General features: G+C 39.9%; 19 protein-coding genes. 17 read left to right on the top strand and 2 right to left on the bottom strand.

What is annotated here, in order from left to right:
* Position 1 precedes the first annotated feature (1 nt).
* From G5B98_RS06250 to cmoA, 11 genes are all read left to right on the top strand, one after another.
* A complete protein-coding gene (locus G5B98_RS06250; RefSeq protein ID WP_196086374.1) occupies positions 2 to 1,099 on the top strand; it encodes a PepSY-associated TM helix domain-containing protein in 1,098 nt (365 codons plus the stop codon).
* A 63-nt stretch (positions 1,100 to 1,162) separates the two neighbouring features.
* Positions 1,163 to 1,627 (top strand): RNA pyrophosphohydrolase, encoded by a 465-nt coding sequence (locus G5B98_RS06245; RefSeq protein ID WP_196086373.1) that lies wholly within the window; start codon positions 1,163 to 1,165, stop codon positions 1,625 to 1,627.
* On the top strand, positions 1,627 to 2,829 hold the full coding sequence (locus tag G5B98_RS06240) for an aspartate kinase (protein ID WP_196087360.1): 1,203 nt from the start codon (positions 1,627 to 1,629) through the stop codon (positions 2,827 to 2,829). The genes G5B98_RS06245 and G5B98_RS06240 overlap by 1 nt, the downstream gene beginning before the upstream one ends.
* Positions 2,829 to 3,371, top strand: a complete 543-nt coding sequence (locus G5B98_RS06235) for a HobA family DNA replication regulator (RefSeq protein ID WP_072594585.1) — start codon at positions 2,829 to 2,831, stop codon at positions 3,369 to 3,371. Before G5B98_RS06240 ends, G5B98_RS06235 begins: the two co-directional genes overlap by 1 nt.
* Positions 3,372 to 3,992: a DNA polymerase III subunit delta' gene (locus tag G5B98_RS06230; protein ID WP_196086372.1), complete on the top strand. Its 621-nt coding sequence runs from the start codon at positions 3,372 to 3,374 to the stop codon at positions 3,990 to 3,992.
* Positions 3,989 to 5,128, top strand: a complete 1,140-nt coding sequence (folP, locus tag G5B98_RS06225) for a dihydropteroate synthase (protein WP_196086371.1) — start codon at positions 3,989 to 3,991, stop codon at positions 5,126 to 5,128. The genes G5B98_RS06230 and folP overlap by 4 nt, the downstream gene beginning before the upstream one ends.
* A complete protein-coding gene (locus G5B98_RS06220; RefSeq protein WP_232524562.1) occupies positions 5,122 to 5,553 on the top strand; it encodes an NADAR family protein in 432 nt (143 codons plus the stop codon). Before folP ends, G5B98_RS06220 begins: the two co-directional genes overlap by 7 nt.
* Positions 5,554 to 5,594: 41 nt before the next feature.
* Complete coding sequence (gene ligA, locus G5B98_RS06215; RefSeq protein WP_196086370.1) at positions 5,595 to 7,538, top strand: NAD-dependent DNA ligase LigA; 1,944 nt, start codon at positions 5,595 to 5,597, stop codon at positions 7,536 to 7,538.
* On the top strand, positions 7,528 to 8,241 hold the full coding sequence (gene tlyA, locus G5B98_RS06210; protein WP_196086369.1) for a 23S rRNA (cytidine-2'-O)-methyltransferase TlyA: 714 nt from the start codon (positions 7,528 to 7,530) through the stop codon (positions 8,239 to 8,241). The genes ligA and tlyA overlap by 11 nt, the downstream gene beginning before the upstream one ends.
* On the top strand, positions 8,207 to 9,100 hold the full coding sequence (locus tag G5B98_RS06205; RefSeq protein ID WP_196086368.1) for a bifunctional riboflavin kinase/FAD synthetase: 894 nt from the start codon (positions 8,207 to 8,209) through the stop codon (positions 9,098 to 9,100). Before tlyA ends, G5B98_RS06205 begins: the two co-directional genes overlap by 35 nt.
* Positions 9,097 to 9,801 carry a carboxy-S-adenosyl-L-methionine synthase CmoA gene (gene cmoA / locus G5B98_RS06200; RefSeq protein WP_196086367.1) on the top strand — a complete coding sequence of 235 codons (705 nt, stop codon included), beginning with the start codon at positions 9,097 to 9,099 and terminating at the stop codon, positions 9,799 to 9,801. The genes G5B98_RS06205 and cmoA overlap by 4 nt, the downstream gene beginning before the upstream one ends.
* A 148-nt stretch (positions 9,802 to 9,949) precedes the next feature.
* Here cmoA and G5B98_RS09555 read toward each other — a convergent pair whose 3' ends face one another.
* Positions 9,950 to 12,229 (bottom strand): molybdopterin oxidoreductase family protein, encoded by a 2,280-nt coding sequence (locus G5B98_RS09555; protein WP_346265378.1) that lies wholly within the window; start codon positions 12,227 to 12,229, stop codon positions 9,950 to 9,952.
* Positions 12,230 to 12,621: 392 nt separating this feature from the next.
* Positions 12,622 to 12,894: a 30S ribosomal protein S15 gene (gene rpsO / locus G5B98_RS06185; RefSeq protein ID WP_004317763.1), complete on the bottom strand. Its 273-nt coding sequence runs from the start codon at positions 12,892 to 12,894 to the stop codon at positions 12,622 to 12,624.
* A 146-nt stretch (positions 12,895 to 13,040) separates the two neighbouring features.
* Between rpsO and G5B98_RS06180 the strand changes: the two genes are divergently transcribed.
* Genes G5B98_RS06180 through G5B98_RS06155 form a run of 6 tightly spaced genes read left to right on the top strand, consistent with a single transcriptional unit; the run spans position 13,041 to position 18,265 of the window.
* Positions 13,041 to 13,445 carry an RrF2 family transcriptional regulator gene (locus G5B98_RS06180; protein WP_072594593.1) on the top strand — a complete coding sequence of 135 codons (405 nt, stop codon included), beginning with the start codon at positions 13,041 to 13,043 and terminating at the stop codon, positions 13,443 to 13,445.
* Positions 13,446 to 13,447: 2 nt separating this feature from the next.
* Positions 13,448 to 15,640, top strand: a complete 2,193-nt coding sequence (flhA, locus tag G5B98_RS06175) for a flagellar biosynthesis protein FlhA (protein WP_196086365.1) — start codon at positions 13,448 to 13,450, stop codon at positions 15,638 to 15,640.
* Between the two features lie 9 nt (positions 15,641 to 15,649).
* Positions 15,650 to 16,675, top strand: a complete 1,026-nt coding sequence (locus G5B98_RS06170) for a DHH family phosphoesterase (RefSeq protein WP_196086364.1) — start codon at positions 15,650 to 15,652, stop codon at positions 16,673 to 16,675.
* Positions 16,672 to 16,899, top strand: a complete 228-nt coding sequence (locus G5B98_RS06165; protein WP_021089755.1) for a hypothetical protein — start codon at positions 16,672 to 16,674, stop codon at positions 16,897 to 16,899. The genes G5B98_RS06170 and G5B98_RS06165 overlap by 4 nt, the downstream gene beginning before the upstream one ends.
* Before the next feature lie 9 nt (positions 16,900 to 16,908).
* Positions 16,909 to 17,319, top strand: coding sequence for a tetratricopeptide repeat protein (locus G5B98_RS06160; RefSeq protein ID WP_107686947.1), 411 nt, complete (start codon positions 16,909 to 16,911; stop codon positions 17,317 to 17,319).
* Between the two features lie 16 nt (positions 17,320 to 17,335).
* A complete protein-coding gene (locus G5B98_RS06155) occupies positions 17,336 to 18,265 on the top strand; it encodes an aspartate carbamoyltransferase catalytic subunit (RefSeq protein WP_002942659.1) in 930 nt (309 codons plus the stop codon).
* Positions 18,266 to 18,267 lie beyond the last annotated feature (2 nt).

Genomic DNA, 18,267 nt, shown 5'->3' with positions numbered 1-18,267 from the left:
AATGTTTAAAATTTGGCGGAAATTTCACTTAATTTTAGCTCTTATCTTTTCTTTACCGCTTTTGATAATCTCAATTAGTGGAGCGATTATTTCGTACCATGATGAGATAATTGAGGCTTTTAGCAAAGATGAGATAGACATAGCAACTAATAAAAGTGCTTTAAAAATAGATGAAATTTTAAAGGTCTTTAGTAAGACTTGGCCAAATTTTAACCTTAGTTATATAAAGATAAAAGGCGATGCAAATAGAGCTTATGTGGTAAGTGGCACAAGCGAGAGTGGCGAGTTTAAGTCATTCTTTGTAGATCCTTATACAGGCGAGGTAGTCTCTGAAAATAGTGTGGAAAAATTTATAGGGCTAGCTTTAAATTTACATAAAAATCTAGGACTAGCTCTATTTAAAAATGAAAATTTATCTAAATTTGCAAGTGAATTAGTGGCGATTTCGACGCTTGCACTACTTGCGGTTTTATTAACTGGAGCGTTTATACAATTTTGGAGATTTAGAAGCAAATTTATTAGCGCCTTTAAGCTAAATCTAAAGGCAAAGAAATTTGCATTTTTATATTCACTGCATGGATTTTTAGGGCTTTATTTGGGGGCCATTTTGCTTATTATCTGTTTTAGCGGTCTATACTTTTCTTATGAGAAATTTGCTAAGGTTATAAATCAAATTTGTGGCGAAGAGAAGGTATTTAAAAAGCCAAATTTTACTAGCAAAAATGGTTTTAGCCTAAATGATGAGCAAAAGGTAGAAAATCTTAAAAAAGCTTATGAAATTTTTACTTTAAAATTTGGAAATGAGTTTGACGCTTTAAATTTTATCCTCAACAAAGACGGCGTAAAATTTATGATCTTTTACTTGCCAAAAGGCGCTAGTGAGAGTGATGGCGTTAGACTTGCGGTCGATACGGCAAGTGGAGAAATTTTAAAAAACACCATGCCAAAATCTTTTGAAATTTATAAATTTATGCTTGATCTGCACGCTGGATATACATTCGGAGAGGCCGGAAAATTTATCTTTTTTATGGCTTCTTGTGGAGTGGGCGTGCTACTTTTTAGCGGCTGTGTGATTTACTACAAACGGCGTAAAAAGTAGTCTTATTTATCTATCTCTTAACTCTTTTTAGTTATTATCCCAAATAAAATTTTTGGAAAAATCATGCAAAAAAAATACAGACCAAATGTGGCAGCTGTTATTTTGTCTAGCTTGTATCCATTTAAATGTGAAATTTTAGTCGCAAAAAGGGTGGATATGGACGATATTTGGCAGTTTCCTCAAGGTGGGATAGATGAAGGTGAGAGTCCAAAGCAGGCCTTAAAAAGGGAGCTTAAAGAAGAGATCGGAACTAATAAAATCGATATCTTAGATGAGTATCCGCAGTGGCTAAGCTACGACTTTCCAGCAAACGCGGCAAAGAAATTTTATCCATTTGATGGACAGACGCAAAAATATTTTTTGGTTAGACTTAAAAATGGTGCCAGCATAAATTTAAAGACAGAGCATCCAGAGTTTAGCGAGTATAAATTTGTAGATTTTGGTAGAAGTTTAGAGGGTATAAATCACTTTAAAAAGCCTATTTATGAAAAGGTTTTGAGTTATTTTAAAGAGAAAGGATATTTTTGATGTTGATCGTTCAAAAATTTGGCGGAACTAGCGTAGGAACACTTGAACGCATCGAAGCTGTGGCAAATAGAGTTATTGAGACAAAAAATAGCGGTGCAGACGTAGTTGTGGTAGTTTCTGCGATGAGCGGAGTTACAAATCAATTGGTTGAATATAGTGAGTATTTTTCAAAACATCCAGATGGCGTCGCCACTGATATGCTTTTAAGCTCTGGAGAGCAAGTAACGACCGCGCTTTTAACGATCGCACTTAATGCAAAAGGCTATGCATGTGTGGGTATGACAGGTGCGATGGCAGGCATAATTACTGATGATATTCATACAAAAGCAAGGATCGAAAGGATAGAGACTGCTAGGCTAAAATCTGAGCTAAAAGCTGGCAAAATCGTAGTTGTAGCTGGCTTTCAAGGTATAGATGAAAAAGGTAATATCACAACCCTTGGTAGAGGTGGTAGTGATCTTAGTGCAGTTGCATTAGCAGGGGCGCTTGATGCTGATCTATGCGAAATTTTTACCGATGTTGATGGCGTTTATACGACTGATCCAAGGATAGAAAAAAAGGCAAAAAAACTTGAGAAGATAAGCTATGATGAGATGCTAGAGCTCGCTTCTGCTGGGGCAAAGGTGCTACAAAATCGCTCAGTCGAGCTGGCAAAAAAACTAAATGTAAAACTCATTACAAGAAGTAGCTTTAATCACAACGAAGGTACATTAATAGCAAAGGAAGATGACAATATGGAAGCAGTTTTAGTAAGCGGAATAGCACTAGATAAAAATCAAGCAAGAGTAACACTAAGAGGCGTAGTTGATAAACCTGGCATTGCAGCAGAAATTTTTACAGCTTTAGCTCATGAAAACATAAATGTAGATATGATAATTCAAAACGTAGGACATGACGGTACTACAAATTTAGGCTTTACAGTACCACAAAATGAGCTTGAACTAGCAAAAGAGACTATGCAAAAGCTCTCGGCCGCAAAACATATAGAATTTGATGATGCGATCGTGAAAGTTTCAGTTATTGGCGTTGGCATGAAGAGCCATAGCGGCGTAGCATGTCTAGCGTTTGAAACGCTTGCAAAAGAGGGCATAAATATCCAAATGATCTCAACAAGCGAGATAAAAATTTCAATGATCGTTGATCAAAAATATGGTGAGCTAGCGGTTCGTGTACTTCATGATGCTTATAAGCTAGATAAATAATGCAAGATTTTATTCAGTGGACGTTAAAGGCTATTAGGGACGAAGGTCCTTTGATGAGCTGGATGGAGGAAAGGCGTGTTGAATGGACACCTTTGCTTGCATCTAGGCTTAAATTTTTACTTGAAGGAAGGGCTTTTATAACTATAAGCGATGAAGAGCGAAGATGGTTTGAAATTTATCTTTTAAAAAAGATGAACCATTCAAAAAGCATTAGGCCATTTTTGCCATTTTTTAGCCTAAGATCGCTTTATCCATCGCTTGATGAGATAGAGACAAATGAGCAAAAGCAGCTTCTAAAAGATATGCTAAGTCTTGCTTTTCCAAACGGATACTTGTTTTTTTATATCGGAAAGAGCCTTGATAGATATGCGAATTTAGCCAAAAGTGATGAGGATAGTTATATGTGGCTATTTGACGAGCAGGCACAAAATAGCTTTACTCTTAGCTCAAGCGATGAAAATTTAGACGTTAAACTAATAAGTCTTTGCAAAATTTTTGATAAAAGCATCGATGCGGCACTCTTTGCCAAGGTGATACTCTAAATGCTTAATAAAATCGTCGTTACAAGCGATTTTGAAAGTTTAAAAGCCAAGCTTGAAAGCGAGTTTGGCGTAAATAATCTAAGATTTTTTATAAGCGATGATTTTTTGCTAGAAAATGCAAAAGAGGTTATCGCAGAAGCTTACATTGCTGAAAAAGATGAAAAAATTTTAGTAATAAATGCTAATTCTTTTAGGACAGAGGCCCAAAATGCACTTTTAAAGATCATCGAAGAGCCTCCAAGAAATATCAAATTTATAATAGTAACGCAGAGTAAAAATTTACTTCTACCAACGATTAGATCAAGAATGCTCATAGAAAATAACCTCACAAAAAAGCCAAAAATAACTCTTGATCTAAATTTAAAATCGCTTAGCCTAAAAGAGCTAACAAGCTTTATCGATCAAAAGATCGCAGACGAGCAAGCACAGAAATTTGGCAAAAACGAGTTAAAAGAGCTTATTGGTATTATCGTGACAAAGGCGGTTGATAGTGGGTATAAATTTAGCGGCGATGAGATGGATTATTTTTTCTCGCTTATAAGGCTAGCAGATCTAAATGCCAAGTCTCACGCCGTGCTAACGCCACTACTGCTTACTATATTTCAAAAAGGACGACGTTGAAATTTTATAAGATAGATAACAAAAGCGACTTTGATGAAATTTGCAAAGCTATCTCGCCAAGCCCTGCTGGTGCGAAGCTTATGCATGAAAAGAGCGAGATAAATTTTATATTTATAGATGAGATAAAAACCCCAGCGGCAAATATCCTAAAGCAAGATGCACTTAGTGTTGGAGCTGAGCTTGTGACGCATAAAGATACGATTTTGGGTAAGCAGAGTCTAAATAAAGCCTTACTAATGGCGACAGATGCACAGCTTAGGCAGCTAGCTAAAAAAGAGAAGTTGCAAGACTTTGGACTTAAAAATTTGGCAGCCTTTTTAGAGACAAAATTTATAAAGCCGACAAAGCCTCTTATAATGGGCGTTGCAAACATAAACACAGATAGTTTTAACGAGCAAAGCCGCATAAATACGCAAAATGGTATTTCAAAAATAGAATACATGATAGAAGCGGGTGCATACTATATCGACCTTGGTGGCGTTAGCTCAAGGCCAGGGAGCGAGTATTGCGGTCGTGAAGAGGAATTTAGACGCATAAAGGATATCGTAGAGGAAATTTACAAGCTAAATTTACATGAAAGGGCGAAATTTAGCCTTGATAGCTTTGATCCTTATTGCCTTGAATTTGCCCTAAGTCATGGCTTTAAAATGATAAATGACATCACTGCAAACGCCTCACTTGCCACGCTTGCAGCGCGATATGACGCTGAGTTTTGCATGATGCATATGCAAGGCGATCCTGCGACTATGCAGGTCGCACCAAAATATAATGACTTAATCGGCGAGATAGCAGACTTTTTTGAGCAAAAGATAGCCCTAGCAAAGGAGCTTGGTGCCAAAAAGCTAGTGCTTGATGTGGGTATTGGCTTTGGCAAGACGGCTGAACAAAATTTATTGCTTATCAAGCATTTGGAGCATTTTTTAAAATTTGGCTGCCCACTACTAGTAGGTGCCAGCCGCAAATCAGTCATAAACCACTACTATAAAAGCGAGGTTAAGGAGCGCTTGCCAGGCTCACTTTATCTGCACTTAAAAGCCTTCGAAAACGGCGCGCAGATCATAAGAACGCACGATGTGGCCGAGCACAGACAGCTTTTTGATATGCACGAGGCGATGAGCCAAGCCACGCTTTGGTAGAGTGTAAGGCTAAAAAGGCTAAGTGCTTTGGTGATAAAGAGGCGTTGGAGCAAATTTTGTCCGCCAAAGATCCAGCGCAGATGAAGGCACTTGGTAGACAGGTGCGAGGCTTTGACGCTAAGGTCTGGGATGAGATCAAATTTGGCGTCGTGCTAAATGCGAGCTATCTAAAATTTAGCCAAAATGTCTCTTTGCGTGATTTTTTGCTTCGGACAGGGAGTAAAATTTTAGTCGAGGCAAGCCCTGTTGATAAAATTTGGGGCATAGGTTTGGTTGCAAACGATGAAAATGCGCAAAATCCTATGAAGTGGCGTGGGCAAAATTTGCTTGACTTTGCGCTGATGAGGGCTAGGGACGAGATTGTAAAGGTCTATAAAAATGTCCATTTATGTGACGCAAGAGAGCTAAATTGGGATCATTTATAAAGCATGTTTAAGATAAAATGCGGTGTAAATTTGGAGCAAAAATGACAAAACAAGAGTACGAAAAAGCGGTAGATATGCTAAATGCGTGGGCAAAGGCCTACTACGACGATGACGAGCCACTTGCAAGCGACGAGGAGTATGACGCGCTATATCACACAGTTCTAGACTTCGAGCAGGCAAATCCAAGCGAAATTTCTATCTTTTCACCTACAAAACGTGTGGGCGGCACCATAAAAGAGGGCTTTAGCAAGGCTAATCACATCAAACGCATGTGGAGTATGGAAGATATTTTTGATCTAGCTGAGCTTGATGCGTGGCTAAAGCGTGGCGAGAAAGAAAATCTAACCTTTGTCGCTGAGCCAAAATTTGACGGAGCGAGCCTAAATTTGCTTTACGAAAACGGCGTTTTGGTTAGGGCGATAACTAGGGGCGATGGCGTTACAGGCGAAGATGTGACGCAAAATGCAAAGACGATAAATTCTGTTTTAAAGAACATTGATTACAAAGGGCTAATTGAAATCAGGGGCGAGGTTGTTATAAAAAAAGAAGATTTTGAGCTGCTAAACGCAGAGCGCGCAAAAGAGGGTGAGGCGCCGCTTTCAAACCCTAGAAATGCAGCTGCCGGAAGCCTAAGACAGCTTGATAGTGCGGTGACTGCTAAAAGAAAGCTACTTTTCATACCTTGGGGTGTGGGCGAGCAGAGCCTTGGGCTAAAAGATCACAGCGAGGTGATGAAATTTGTGCGTGATCTTGGCTTTGAAAGAGATGATTTTTTCAAAATTTTAAAAAAAGACGAGCTTGAGGCTGCATACAACGAGCTTTTGGCAAATCGTGACTCAAAAAGCGTGATGATGGATGGTATGGTGATACGTGTAAATGACCTTACGCGCTGCGAAGAGCTAGGCTATACGGTCAGATTTCCAAAATTTATGGTGGCGTTTAAATTTCCAGCCATTGAAAAGGTGACTAGGCTAAAAGATGTCGCACTTCAAGTTGGCAGAAGCGGCGTAGTAACGCCTGTTGGCGTGCTTGATGAGGTAAATATCGATGGTGCAAATGTAAAATCCGCCACACTTCATAACTTTGACGAGATCGAGCGCCTTGGCGTTATGAAAAACGACTATATCGGTATCATCCGCTCAGGTGATGTTATACCAAAGATAACAAAGGTTTATAAGGATAGGCGAGATGGCAGCGAGCAAGCGATTGATAGGCCTAAATTTTGCCCAGTTTGCGGCTCGCACCTGCTTGATGAAGGGGTCTTTGTAAAGTGCCAAAATTTAAGCTGCAGGGCAAGAGTGGTGGGCTCAATAATCCACTACGCATCGAAAAAATGCCTAAATATCGACGGCCTTGGCGACGCGATCGTAAATTTGCTATTTGATAAGGGGCTAATTTCCTGCATAAAAGACATTTACGGTCTTAAATTTGATGATCTCATGGTGCTTGAGGGCTTTAAAGAAAAAAAGGTAAATAACCTTTTAAATGCGATAGAGGCTAGCAAAGGTGCGGAGCTATCGCGCTTTATCACAGGTCTTGGCTGCGAGCACATCGGCGAAGTGGCGGCTAAAAAGCTAGCAAGTCGTTTTGGGCTGGGCTGGCTTGACGCTAGTTTTGAAGAGTTAACCTCGCTTGAGGGCTTTGGCGTGGAGATGGCAAACAGCTTGATAGACTTTGCCGAGGTAAATAGAGATGAAATTTTAGACCTTAGCCAGATCGTGCAGCCAAGCGTGACGCAGGTGCAGAGCATCTCAAATGCGCTAAGTGGCAAAACGGTCGTCATAACTGGCACGCTAAGTCGCCCAAGGGATGAGATAAAGGCGGAGCTTGAGAGTTTTGGCGCAAAGGTTTCAAGCTCAGTTTCTAAAAAAACGGACTTTGTCTTAGCTGGCGATGAGGCTGGCAGTAAGCTTGATAAAGCAAATGAGCTAGGCGTGCGAGTGATCGATGAGAGCGAATATGAGAGGCTAAAACTTGAGGTTTGATAACTACGTCGCAAGCGTTTTAAACATAAGCAGAAACAAGGCTAGCGAGCTAATAAAATCTGGCAAGGTGCTTTCAAACGGAGAAATTTGCACCAAGGTTTCAAGCGAGGTTGGCGAGGCTAAAATTTCGCTGCTTGATGAAATTTACGTTGGACGAGGGGCTTTGAAGCTAAAGAGCTTTTTGGAGACGATGAAATTTGATCTAACTGGCAAAAATGCGCTTGATATAGGTAGCTCGACTGGTGGCTTTATGCAAATTTTGCTTGAGCGTGGCGTAAAAAGCGTGACTGGTGTGGATGTGGGCACTGATCAGCTAGATGCCAGTCTAAGAAGCGATGAGCGAGTAAAAATTTATGAAAAGACCGATATAAGAGAGTTTGCCAAGCAAGAGCAAGATAAATTTGATCTAATAACCTGCGATGTTAGCTTTATCTCTTTGGCTGAAATTTTGCCTGCTATTTGTGAGCTAGCAAGTGGGAATTCGCTCATTATCACACTCTTTAAGCCACAATTTGAAGTGGGTGTTGGCGTAAAACGAAATAAAAAAGGCGTCGTCACTGATATGAAAGCTATAAATTTAGCAATGAAGAGGTTTGAAGTGATGGCTAATGGCTTAGGATTTAAAATGATAGCTTGCAAAGAGTGCGAAGTAAAAGGGAAAGAGGGAAATGCCGAATTTTTCTACGCTTTTAACAAAAGATAACATCACTGCCGTTGCGATCGGGCACTTTGACGGCGTGCATAGGGGGCACAAACAGCTTTTAAAGCAGCTTGGCGAGTTTGGCGGACTTGTCGTGATCGATAAAAATAAAGCCAACATCACGCCAAAGCTAAAGCGAGCCGAGTACTCAAACTATCCTTGCTTTTTGTACGATTTTGAGAGTATAAAAGGGCTTAGTGGTGAGGAATTTATCGCGATGCTAAAACATGATTTTAAAAATTTAAAAAAGATCGTTGTTGGGTTTGATTTTAGATTTGGCAGAAATAGAGCGTGGGATAAGCACGATTTGAAAAGAATTTTTGATGGTGAGGTGGTCGTCGTTGATGAGGTTTGTTATGACGGCATGGGCGTGCATAGCTCATCCATTAGGGAGCTGATACGCCAAGGCAACATTGAAGAGGCAAACAGGCTAATAGGCAGGGAGTACTCGGTCGAGGGCAACGTGATAAAAGGGCAGGGCATCGGTGCAAAGGAGCTAGTTGCAACGCTAAATTTGGATGTAAAAAACTATTTATTGCCTAAAGACGGCGTGTACGCCACAAGAACTAGGATAGGCTCATATACCTATGGCTCGGTCACATTTATAGGCAATAGACTTAGCACGGATGGAAATTTTAGCGTCGAGACATACATCTTAGACGAGGTCGCGCCAAAAGTAGCGAAGCATGTCGCGGTTTGTTTTATAAAACGCTTGCGAGATAATAAAAAATTTGACACACTTGAAGGGCTAAAAGAACAGATCAAATGCGATATAAACGGAGCTAGAGCTTGTGTTGGCGTGTGCGATCTTTTTGGCAACGAGACAATGAGATACTTTGATGGATACGGAGCTGGTATATGAGAGATGAAATTTTTAAGGAGCCTATAAGCAAGCAGTTTGAATTTGACGACTTTGTGGCGAGCGTTTTTGACGATATGATCTCGCGCTCGGTGCCATTTTACGACGTGAGCTCAAATCTAAACGCAAAACTACTTGCTAAAATTTTGCCAAAATCAGCAAAAGTGTGCGACCTTGGCTGCTCGACGGCAAATAGCTTACTTTTACTAAATAATCTTAGAAACGATCTCGTGCTAAGCGGCGTGGATAACTCTGAAGCTATGCTAGCAAATGCCAAAAATAAAGCAAAAGCTTATGGAGCAAAGATAAAATTTTTGCTTGATGATATTTTAAAGTATGAGCTAGTGGACTTTGACGCAGTTTTAGCAAACTATACTTTGCAGTTTATCAGACCGCCAAAAAGGGCCGATCTAGTGCAAAAAATTTATAACGGACTAAATGAAAATGGAGTTTTTTTATTTAGTGAAAAGATCATCTTTGAAGATAAAAAGCTTACTAAAAGCGTCATAGAAATTTACGAGGACTACAAACAAGCACAAGGCTACTCACGCTATGAGATCGCCCAAAAAAGAGAGGCGCTTGAAAATGTGCTGGTGCCATACACCGAAGAAGAAAATAGAAACTTAGCCATAAATGCTGGCTTTAAGCGAGTCGAGAGCACATTTAAATGGGGAAATTTTATGAGTTTTTTGGCGTTTAAATAAATTTAAAAATATCTGCTTTTGTATTTAAATATAAAATTTAACCACAAATAGTGAAGTTAAAATTTAGATTTTTTGGCTTCGCAATGTCAAAATTTTTGGATTATGAAATTTGGTAGTAAAGAAATTTAGCGGGGGTTACCCGCTAAATTTACTCATTTATCGCTGCATTTCCGTGATGGTGGAAGTCATCATAGATGATCTTTGAAGTTTGGAATTTTATGCGTTTTAGTTCGCGAACTCGTAAAAATTCTTCTTCATCGATCTTTTTGATCTGAATAGCTGCTTTAAATGTCGGAGTCTTGCTGATGTAGTCCCAACCGCTGCTTGTTAGCTCATTGCAAGAGCTCTCCCAGTAGTGGAAAGTCATCTGGATGATGCCGTCAGGCACGATGTCTGTTACTTCGGCTTTTACGACGATGTAGCCGTATCTACTCCATGCTTTGATGAAGTCGCCTTGTTTTAAGTCATATCTTGCCGCAAGTGCTGGATTCATCTCGGCGATAGGCCCGATACTATCTCCACCTTCTTCGATCGCTCGTGAGCGTCTTGTCATAGTGCCAACGGTGTATTGATAGACCTTTCTAGTGGTTAGAAGCTGTATCGGATACTCATCGTCAGTCTTTTCATCGACTGAGCCAGCCATGATAGGATACTCAGGCGACATATTCATCTTCTTAGCAAACTCAAGTTTTGCGCTCTCGATCTTATCGGCCTTATCCACAAAGAGGCATGGCACAAAACGACCTTTGCCATCAGGTGTGAAAAATTTCTTATCAAGATACAAGCTTTGACCGCCCATATCATCTTCATTTGGACATGGCCAGTGAAGTCCGTGATACTTTTTGATACGGTAATAACTCATGCCACCATATCGTCTTGGGTCGCATTTTCTAACTTCTTCCCAAATTTCTTCTGGTGAGTTGAAGTTAAAGCCCTCAGTTGCTCCTAAACGGCGTGCGATCTCACAAACGATCCACCAGTCTTGTCTAGCATCTCCTGGAGGTGTGATGACTGCTTCGTTGTGCTGTACGCGGCGCTCTGCGTTTGTATAAAGTCCTTCTTTCTCGCTACTTGCAACACCTGGAAGTATGACATCAGCTTTTAGTGAAGTCTCAGTTAAAAATAGATCTTGCACGACGTAGAAATCAACATGAGCGATACCTTTTAAAAAGTGGTTGGTATTTGGCTCAGAGATGACTGGATTTTCTCCGATAGTCCAGAAGAAATGCACTTTGCCATCAAGGATCGCATCAGGTACTTCGGTTTTGTGAATGCCTATTTTTGAGCTCAAAAATCCAGGTTCTAGGTGCCACATTTTTTCAAACCAAGCTCTTTGCTCTGGATCAGTGACTGAGCCAAGATTTGGGAAGATATTTGGTAAAACGCCCATATCACAGCAGCCTTGAACATTTTCTTGTCCTCTTAATGGTAAGTCGCCTGTGCCAAGCTCGCAGATGTTGCCAGTGATCAAGAATAAATTTGATACATCACAAACTCCGCCAACGCCGTGGTTAAAGTGAGTTACACCCATGCCGTGAGTGATGACAGCTGGCTTTGTGGTAGCGTACATTCTAGCAGCCGCTCTGATATCCTCTGGATTTAGCCTTGTGTATTTAGCCACGACCTCTGGAGCATAGTCTTTTACAGCTTCTTTGACATACTCAATGCCTATTGTGTGATCTCTTACAAATTCTTCATTTACAAGGCCTTCTTCGATGATAGTGTAAAGAAGTGCGTTGATAACCGGGATGTTGTGCTCAGGCTCTAGTTGTAAGTGAATATCAGCTCTGCTTGCAAACTCGGTCTTAATAGGGTCGATGACGATTAGCTTTGCGCCGCGGTTTAGTGCTCTTTGGATGTGCATAGCTGCGATTGGGTGACCATTTTCTGGGTTTGAGCCTATCATTAATATACAGTTACTATAAGTGCCAATCTCTGTAAAGCTATTAGTGGCAGCTCCGTTTCCGATTGTTTTAGCAAGTCCTGCTACTGTCGGAGCGTGTCAAATTCTAGCACAGTGATCGACGTTATTTGTGCCAATTACTGCGCGCATTAGTTTTTGAGCAACGTAGTTGTCTTCAAGTGTACAACGTGCTGAGAAATTTCCAGCTAATGCGTCTGGGCCATATTTTGCTTTGGTTTCTTTCATTTTTTCTACGACAAGATCAAGTGCCTCATCCCAGCTAGCTTCCTCAAAATCACCATCCTTTGAAAATACGCCATTTTTCTTTCTAATTAATGGTTTTGTGAGTCTATCTGGACTTGCAACGTAATCCCAGCCATAAAAGCCTTTTAAACATAAATTTCCTTGATTGACTGGATTGTCTTCAACGCCAGTGGCGGCACGAACGACATTATTTTCCACATGCAAGGTTACTTGACAGCCTGTCCCGCAATAAGGACAGATGACTTTGCCTTCTTTCATCATTTTCTCCTTTGCTATGCAATATATGCATATTTTTATATGGATAATATTAGTAGCCAGATTCTTAATCTTTAATAAAAATTCTTTATCTATAAAAATAAATTTATAATTTAAGCTAGAATTAATTTAGTTCCACTAAAGTCAATTATCTAGGGATTTTAAATTTATTTAAAATTAATAAATTTATTATAAAAGAAATAAAGATATAGAGATTTAGCTTTTTATATAAAATGAAGAAATTAATTCTAATTTTACCTTATTTAAAAAGGTTAGTCATATTGTGAGTAGATAAATTAATACTAAAGATAGAAAATTTTAAAATAGACTGTAAATTTTTGAATAAAAATTATGGATGAAGGAAATTTAATAAGGAGAGCAGATCGCTCTCCGATGGATTATTTATCTCTTAAGCCAAGCTCAGAGATTAGTTTTGAATATGTAGTGTAGTCTTTGTTTTTAAGATACTTTAAAAGTCTTTTTCTTTGACCAACTAGTTTTAAAAGACCTAAACGTGATGAAAAGTCTTTTTTGAAAATTTTAAGGTGTTCTGTAAGTTCAGTTATTCTAGCTGTTAAAAGAGCTATTTGAACTTCTGGAGAGCCTGTATCTCCCTCTTTTCTAGCGAATTTCGCAACTATTTGAGCTTTTTTAGCCGAATCCAAAGCCATAATGACCTCCTGATTGGTGAATTTTGAAAGAGCGATTATAGCATTTAAAACATAAAGTTAGATAAAACTACGCTTTTTAAAAATTAATGAAAAATGCAGTAAAAATTTAATAAAATTAGGGCTATTTAAAGACTTAAGGAAGATAAATGCTTTTTACAAAGGCAAGCGAATACGCTCTACTTTCACTTATTTTAATATCTCAAAAATCATCTCCAGTTGATGTTGATACGATCTCAAATGAACTTAAAATTTCAAAAAGCTTTTTAGCCAAAATTTTACAAAATCTTGCAAAAGATGGAATTTTAAAGTCGTTTAAAGGGGCAAATGGCGGTTTCGCGCTAAATAACGAACCTGAAAATTTAAGCATAAAAAAGATAATAGAGTGCGCTGAAAAACGTGAACTTAACGTCTTTGAGTGCTCATCTTCTGCAGATGGCTGCCCGTCAAATAAAGCCTCAAGCTGTCAAATTTGGTCGATGTTTAGCGGTCTTCAAGGCAAGATCGACGAGATGCTTGATGCGATAAAACTAAGTGACATCGTTAAGAAGTAAAGTTGGCAAAGCAAAAAAATAACATCTTAACTCTTGTTGCACCGTTTCTTGCGCCAATTGTTAAGTTTAAAAGTCTTAGCATCGTTGGTATCATTGTTGCCATCCTTGCTATCATCATCGTACCGCTTCCAAGCGCGGTGCTTGACTTTTTCCTGGCACTTTCGATCTCGATTTCTGTGCTTATAATTTTAATTTCGATTTATGTGCCAAAACCAACCGATCTTAGCACATTTCCGACACTGATCCTTATCGTTACGCTTTTTCGCCTCTCGCTAAATATCGCAACCACGCGTATGATCTTAAGCGAAGGTCACAACGGCCCAGAAGCGGTCAGCGAGATCATCTCAAGTTTTGGAAATTTCGTCGTTGGCGGCAACTTTGTCATCGGCACCATCGTCTTTTGTATCTTGGTTCTCATAAATTTTATGGTCGTAACAAAGGGCTCAACCCGTGTGAGCGAGGTGCAAGCGCGTTTTACACTTGATGCGATGCCAGGTAAGCAAATGGCGATAGATGCGGACTTAAACGCAGGTTTGATTGATGAAAAAACAGCGCGTGAAAGACGCCAAGCCATCATCGGTGAGGCAAATTTTTACGGCGCAATGGATGGTTCGTCTAAATTTATAAAAGGTGACGCCGTCGCTGGCATCATCATCACTATAATTAACATCATCGGCGGCTTTGCTATCGGCTCATTTCAACACGGCCTTGATATGGCGACATCGGCTCAGTACTATACGATCCTTACTATCGGCGATGGACTTGTGAGCCAGATCCCAGGGCTTATCACATCAACAGCGACTGCTATCATCATCACAAGGGCTAGCAAGGACGATGAGGACTTTGCAGAAGGCACGTTAAATCAGCTATTAGGGGATTATAAAACCTTACTGATAGTGGGCTTCATACTATTTATGTTTGCCCTTGTTCCAGGGCTTCCGACTCTTTCTCTTGGCTTTATAGCAGTGCTATTTTTGGGACTTGGCTACATCATCAAGCAGACCAAAGATGGCGGGCTAAATTTAAGCCTTGCGTCAAAAGACAAAACAGCTTCTAAAAAAGCTGGAGCCGCTACGCAAAGCGGAGCAGGTGCAGCTGCTAGTGGTGCCACTACTAAGGTACCAAAGAAGAGCGACGAAGAGATAGCAAGAGAAGAAGAGACAAAGATAAACGACATCTTAAAGCTTGAAATTTTAGAGCTCGACCTAGGATATGGTCTGCTAAAGCTAGCTGATGTGGATCTCATTGAGAGGATTCGTGCTATGAGGCGAAATATCGCTTCAAGTCTTGGCTTTTTGATGCCAAAGATAAGAATTCGTGACAACCTTCAATTACCGCCAAACGAATACCGCTTTAAGCTAAAAGGTATCGTGATCGGTCATGGTGAAATTTATGCTGATAAATTTCTAGCGATGGATAGCGGTCTAGTTAGCGAAGATATCGAGGGAATTCCGACAAAAGAGCCAGCTTTTGGGCTGGACGCACTCTGGATCGATGCTAGCGTCAAAGAGGACGCCATACTTAGCGGCTACACAATAGTTGATCCTGCAAGCGTCATATCAACGCATATGAGTGAGCTTATCAAGCAAAATGCAGCCGAGCTTCTAACTCGCCAAGAGACGCAAAATTTATTAGACAAGCTAAAGATCGACTATCCAGTTGTGGTCGAGGATACGCTAAGGATCGCACCTATAAATTTGATCCAAAAGGTTTTAAAAGCACTGCTTAAAGACAATATCCCGATCAAAGATCTGCTTAGCATACTTGAATCAATTAGCGATATCGCTGAGGTTAGCAAAAACCTAGACATGATCATCGAGCACGTGCGCGCAGCGCTTTCACGCGTCATCACTTCGCTTTATGTCGATGAGAAAGGTCAGCTAAATTTTTATATTTTAGATAGTGCTGCGCAGCAAAAGCTTATGGACGCGGTGCAGTATAAAGATGGCGCGTATCACCTGATGATAAATGTGGCTCAAACTTCAGCGATCGTTCAGGCTCTAAGACATGAAAAAGAGAAACGTCCGATGAGCCAGCACGGAGAAATGGTGCTTTGCGTTGAGCCAAGCCTAAGAAAATTTATAGCAAATATCTGCGCAAATTTTGCCATCGATATCGTGGTGCTAAGCTTTGCTGAGATCTCGGCAAATACGCCATTTGAAACGGTTGGCGTCATAGAAATAGAAAATTTATAAAGGAAAACGATGAAAATTTATCACCTCTCACACACTGATCTTGACGGATACGGCGCGCAATACATAACAAATTTTTACTTCAAAGATGTGAAATTTCTAAACTCAAACTACGGCAGGGAGATAGATGATAAATTTGCTCAAATTTTAGCTGAGATAGATGCTTCAAATGATGATAAAAACATCATCTTGATCACTGATCTAAATTTAAGCCTAGCTCAGTGTGAGAGCTTTGAAGATATGATAAGGGGTAAAAATATAAAGCTATTTTTGCTAGATCATCACCAAAGCGGTGCAGAGTGTGCGAGTGCCTATCCATGGTATTTTTTAGATAGCTCAAGGTGCGCCACAAAGATCACTTATGATTTTTTTGCAGGAATTTTTGGCAAAAACAAAGAGCTTGAAATTTTTAGTGACGTCGTAAATGCCGTAGATATCTGGCTAAAAGATGATAAAAATTTTGAGATGGGAAAGGTCTGCTTGGGGCTTGTGGCAAATGCTAAAGAGATAAATAAAGTGATGTTTGAAGCTGAAAACAACCTCTATATGGATCACATCCTAAAAGAAGCAAGCAAATTTTTTAACGAAAAAAACGACTATATCGGCCTTGATATGCAGGTGCATGCTATTAAGAAGTCATTTTTCAAAGAGGATAAAGACGATACGCTAAGCAATCTAATCTCAAGCTATGTCGTAAAAAAACTTAGTGAAAATAAAGAGAAATTTAGCATAAGTTATAAAGATCATAAAGGAATTTTAACCTACAATGTCGGCAACGTTTCGGTTATTGGCAACGACTTTTTAGTGGCAAATCCTGAATTTGACTTCTTTATCGACGTGACAAATAAAAAAACACTAAGCTTTCGCGCAAATGGCAAGCTTGATGTTAGCACCATGGCAAAGCACCTAGTTGGCGGCGGCGGACACGTGAACGCAAGCGGCGGATTATTTGCAAATTTTAAAGATAGCTTTAGCTATGAGCCGATCAAGGCACAGATAGTTGATCTAATAACCAAAAAAACACAGGAGGAAATATGAAAGAAGAAGAGGTAAGCGTAGAAGAACTTAGCTATGAGCTTAGTATGGTGCTTGAGGCGATGTTCTACTATGCTGGAGTAAAAAAAGACAAACTTGAAGAGGCGGCAAATCTTTATGTTGAGTGCATCGATGATGCGTTAGAAAATTCTGACGCTAGCGGAAGCGATGAGGTCATAGAGATAGTTGAATATATGAAAAAACATCATTCGAAATTATTTAAATAAGGAAAGAAAATGAAGAAAATTTTAGTTTTAGTGGCAGCAGTTTTTGCGTTAAATGCTATGGCAAATGAAAATTTAGACAAAGCAAACGAGCTTTATGCAAAGAAAAATTTTAATGAAGCTTATCTTTATTTTAATAAGGCTTGCGGAGAGGGCGAGAAAAAAGCTTGCACAATGAATGCTATCATGCTATTTAACGGAGACGGCGTAGCAAAAGATAGAGTTCAGGCTGAGAAAATTTTTACAAAAATGTGTGACGAAAATGAGGGTATGGCGTGCGAAAAACTAGGCGAAATGATCGCTTATGGCCTTGTAAAAGATAAAGACGCAAACGAAGCAAAAAACGAAGAAAAAGCAAAGGCTTTATTTAAAAAAGCTTGTGATAACGGCTACCAACCAGCTTGCGACTTCGTAGCAAAATAAATTTAAGAGGCTTAAAATGGGCTACAAACATAAAGATTTGATAGGAACTAGAGAGCTTAGCAAAGAAGAAATTTTATATTTTCTAGAGGCGGCGAAAGAGTTTAAGGAGCTAAATTTAAGCCAAGTGAAAAAAAATGACTATCTTCGTGGAAAGACCACGATCAACGCATTTTATGAAAACTCGACAAGAACTAGAACATCCTTTGAGATCGCAGCAAAGAGACTTGGGGCTGATACGATAAATTTCAGCTCATCAAGCTCTAGTGTGACAAAGGGCGAGAGCCTAAATGACACGATGAATAACATGGCTGCGATGAGAACTGACATCATCGTGCTTCGTCATCCAAGCTCTGGAGCGGCAAAATTTGCAGCGGATAGAACAGAGGCTAGCGTCGTAAATGCAGGGGACGGTACAAATGAGCACCCAAGCCAAGCTCTGCTTGATCTTTTCACGCTAAGAGAGCATGGCAAAATTTTGGATAAAAATTTAAACGTGGCGATCATCGGCGACATCGCTAGAAGCCGCGTGGCAAGGTCAGACATCTGGGCGATGAAGAAATTTGGCATAAATTTAAAGCTCTTTGCACCAAGGATGATGATGCCAAAAGATGCTGAGGTCTTTGAGTCTCAAATTTGCAAAAATATGGAAGAAGCCTGCGAGGGTAGCGACGTCATCATTATGCTTCGCATCCAACTAGAGCGTGGTGGTGCGGACGTGGCATTTCCAAGCTCGAGAGAGTACTCGAAATTCTTTGGACTAAATAAAAATAGGATAAAGCTAGCAAAGCCTGACGCTATCGTGTTGCATCCAGGGCCAATAAATAGGGGCGTAGAGCTAAACTCAGACGTGGCTGATGGCACACACTCAGTCATACTAAATCAAGTTGAAAACGGCGTTGCTATAAGAATGGCGATACTAAATACGCTTGCAAAAAATAGGGGCTAACG

This window comes from Campylobacter concisus, from assembly GCF_015679985.1.
In the GTDB taxonomy this organism is placed as follows: Bacteria; Campylobacterota; Campylobacteria; order Campylobacterales; family Campylobacteraceae; genus Campylobacter_A; species Campylobacter_A concisus_AC.
Note: the sequence above shows the minus strand (reverse complement) of the source record. Positions and strands in the feature narration are given on the sequence as shown.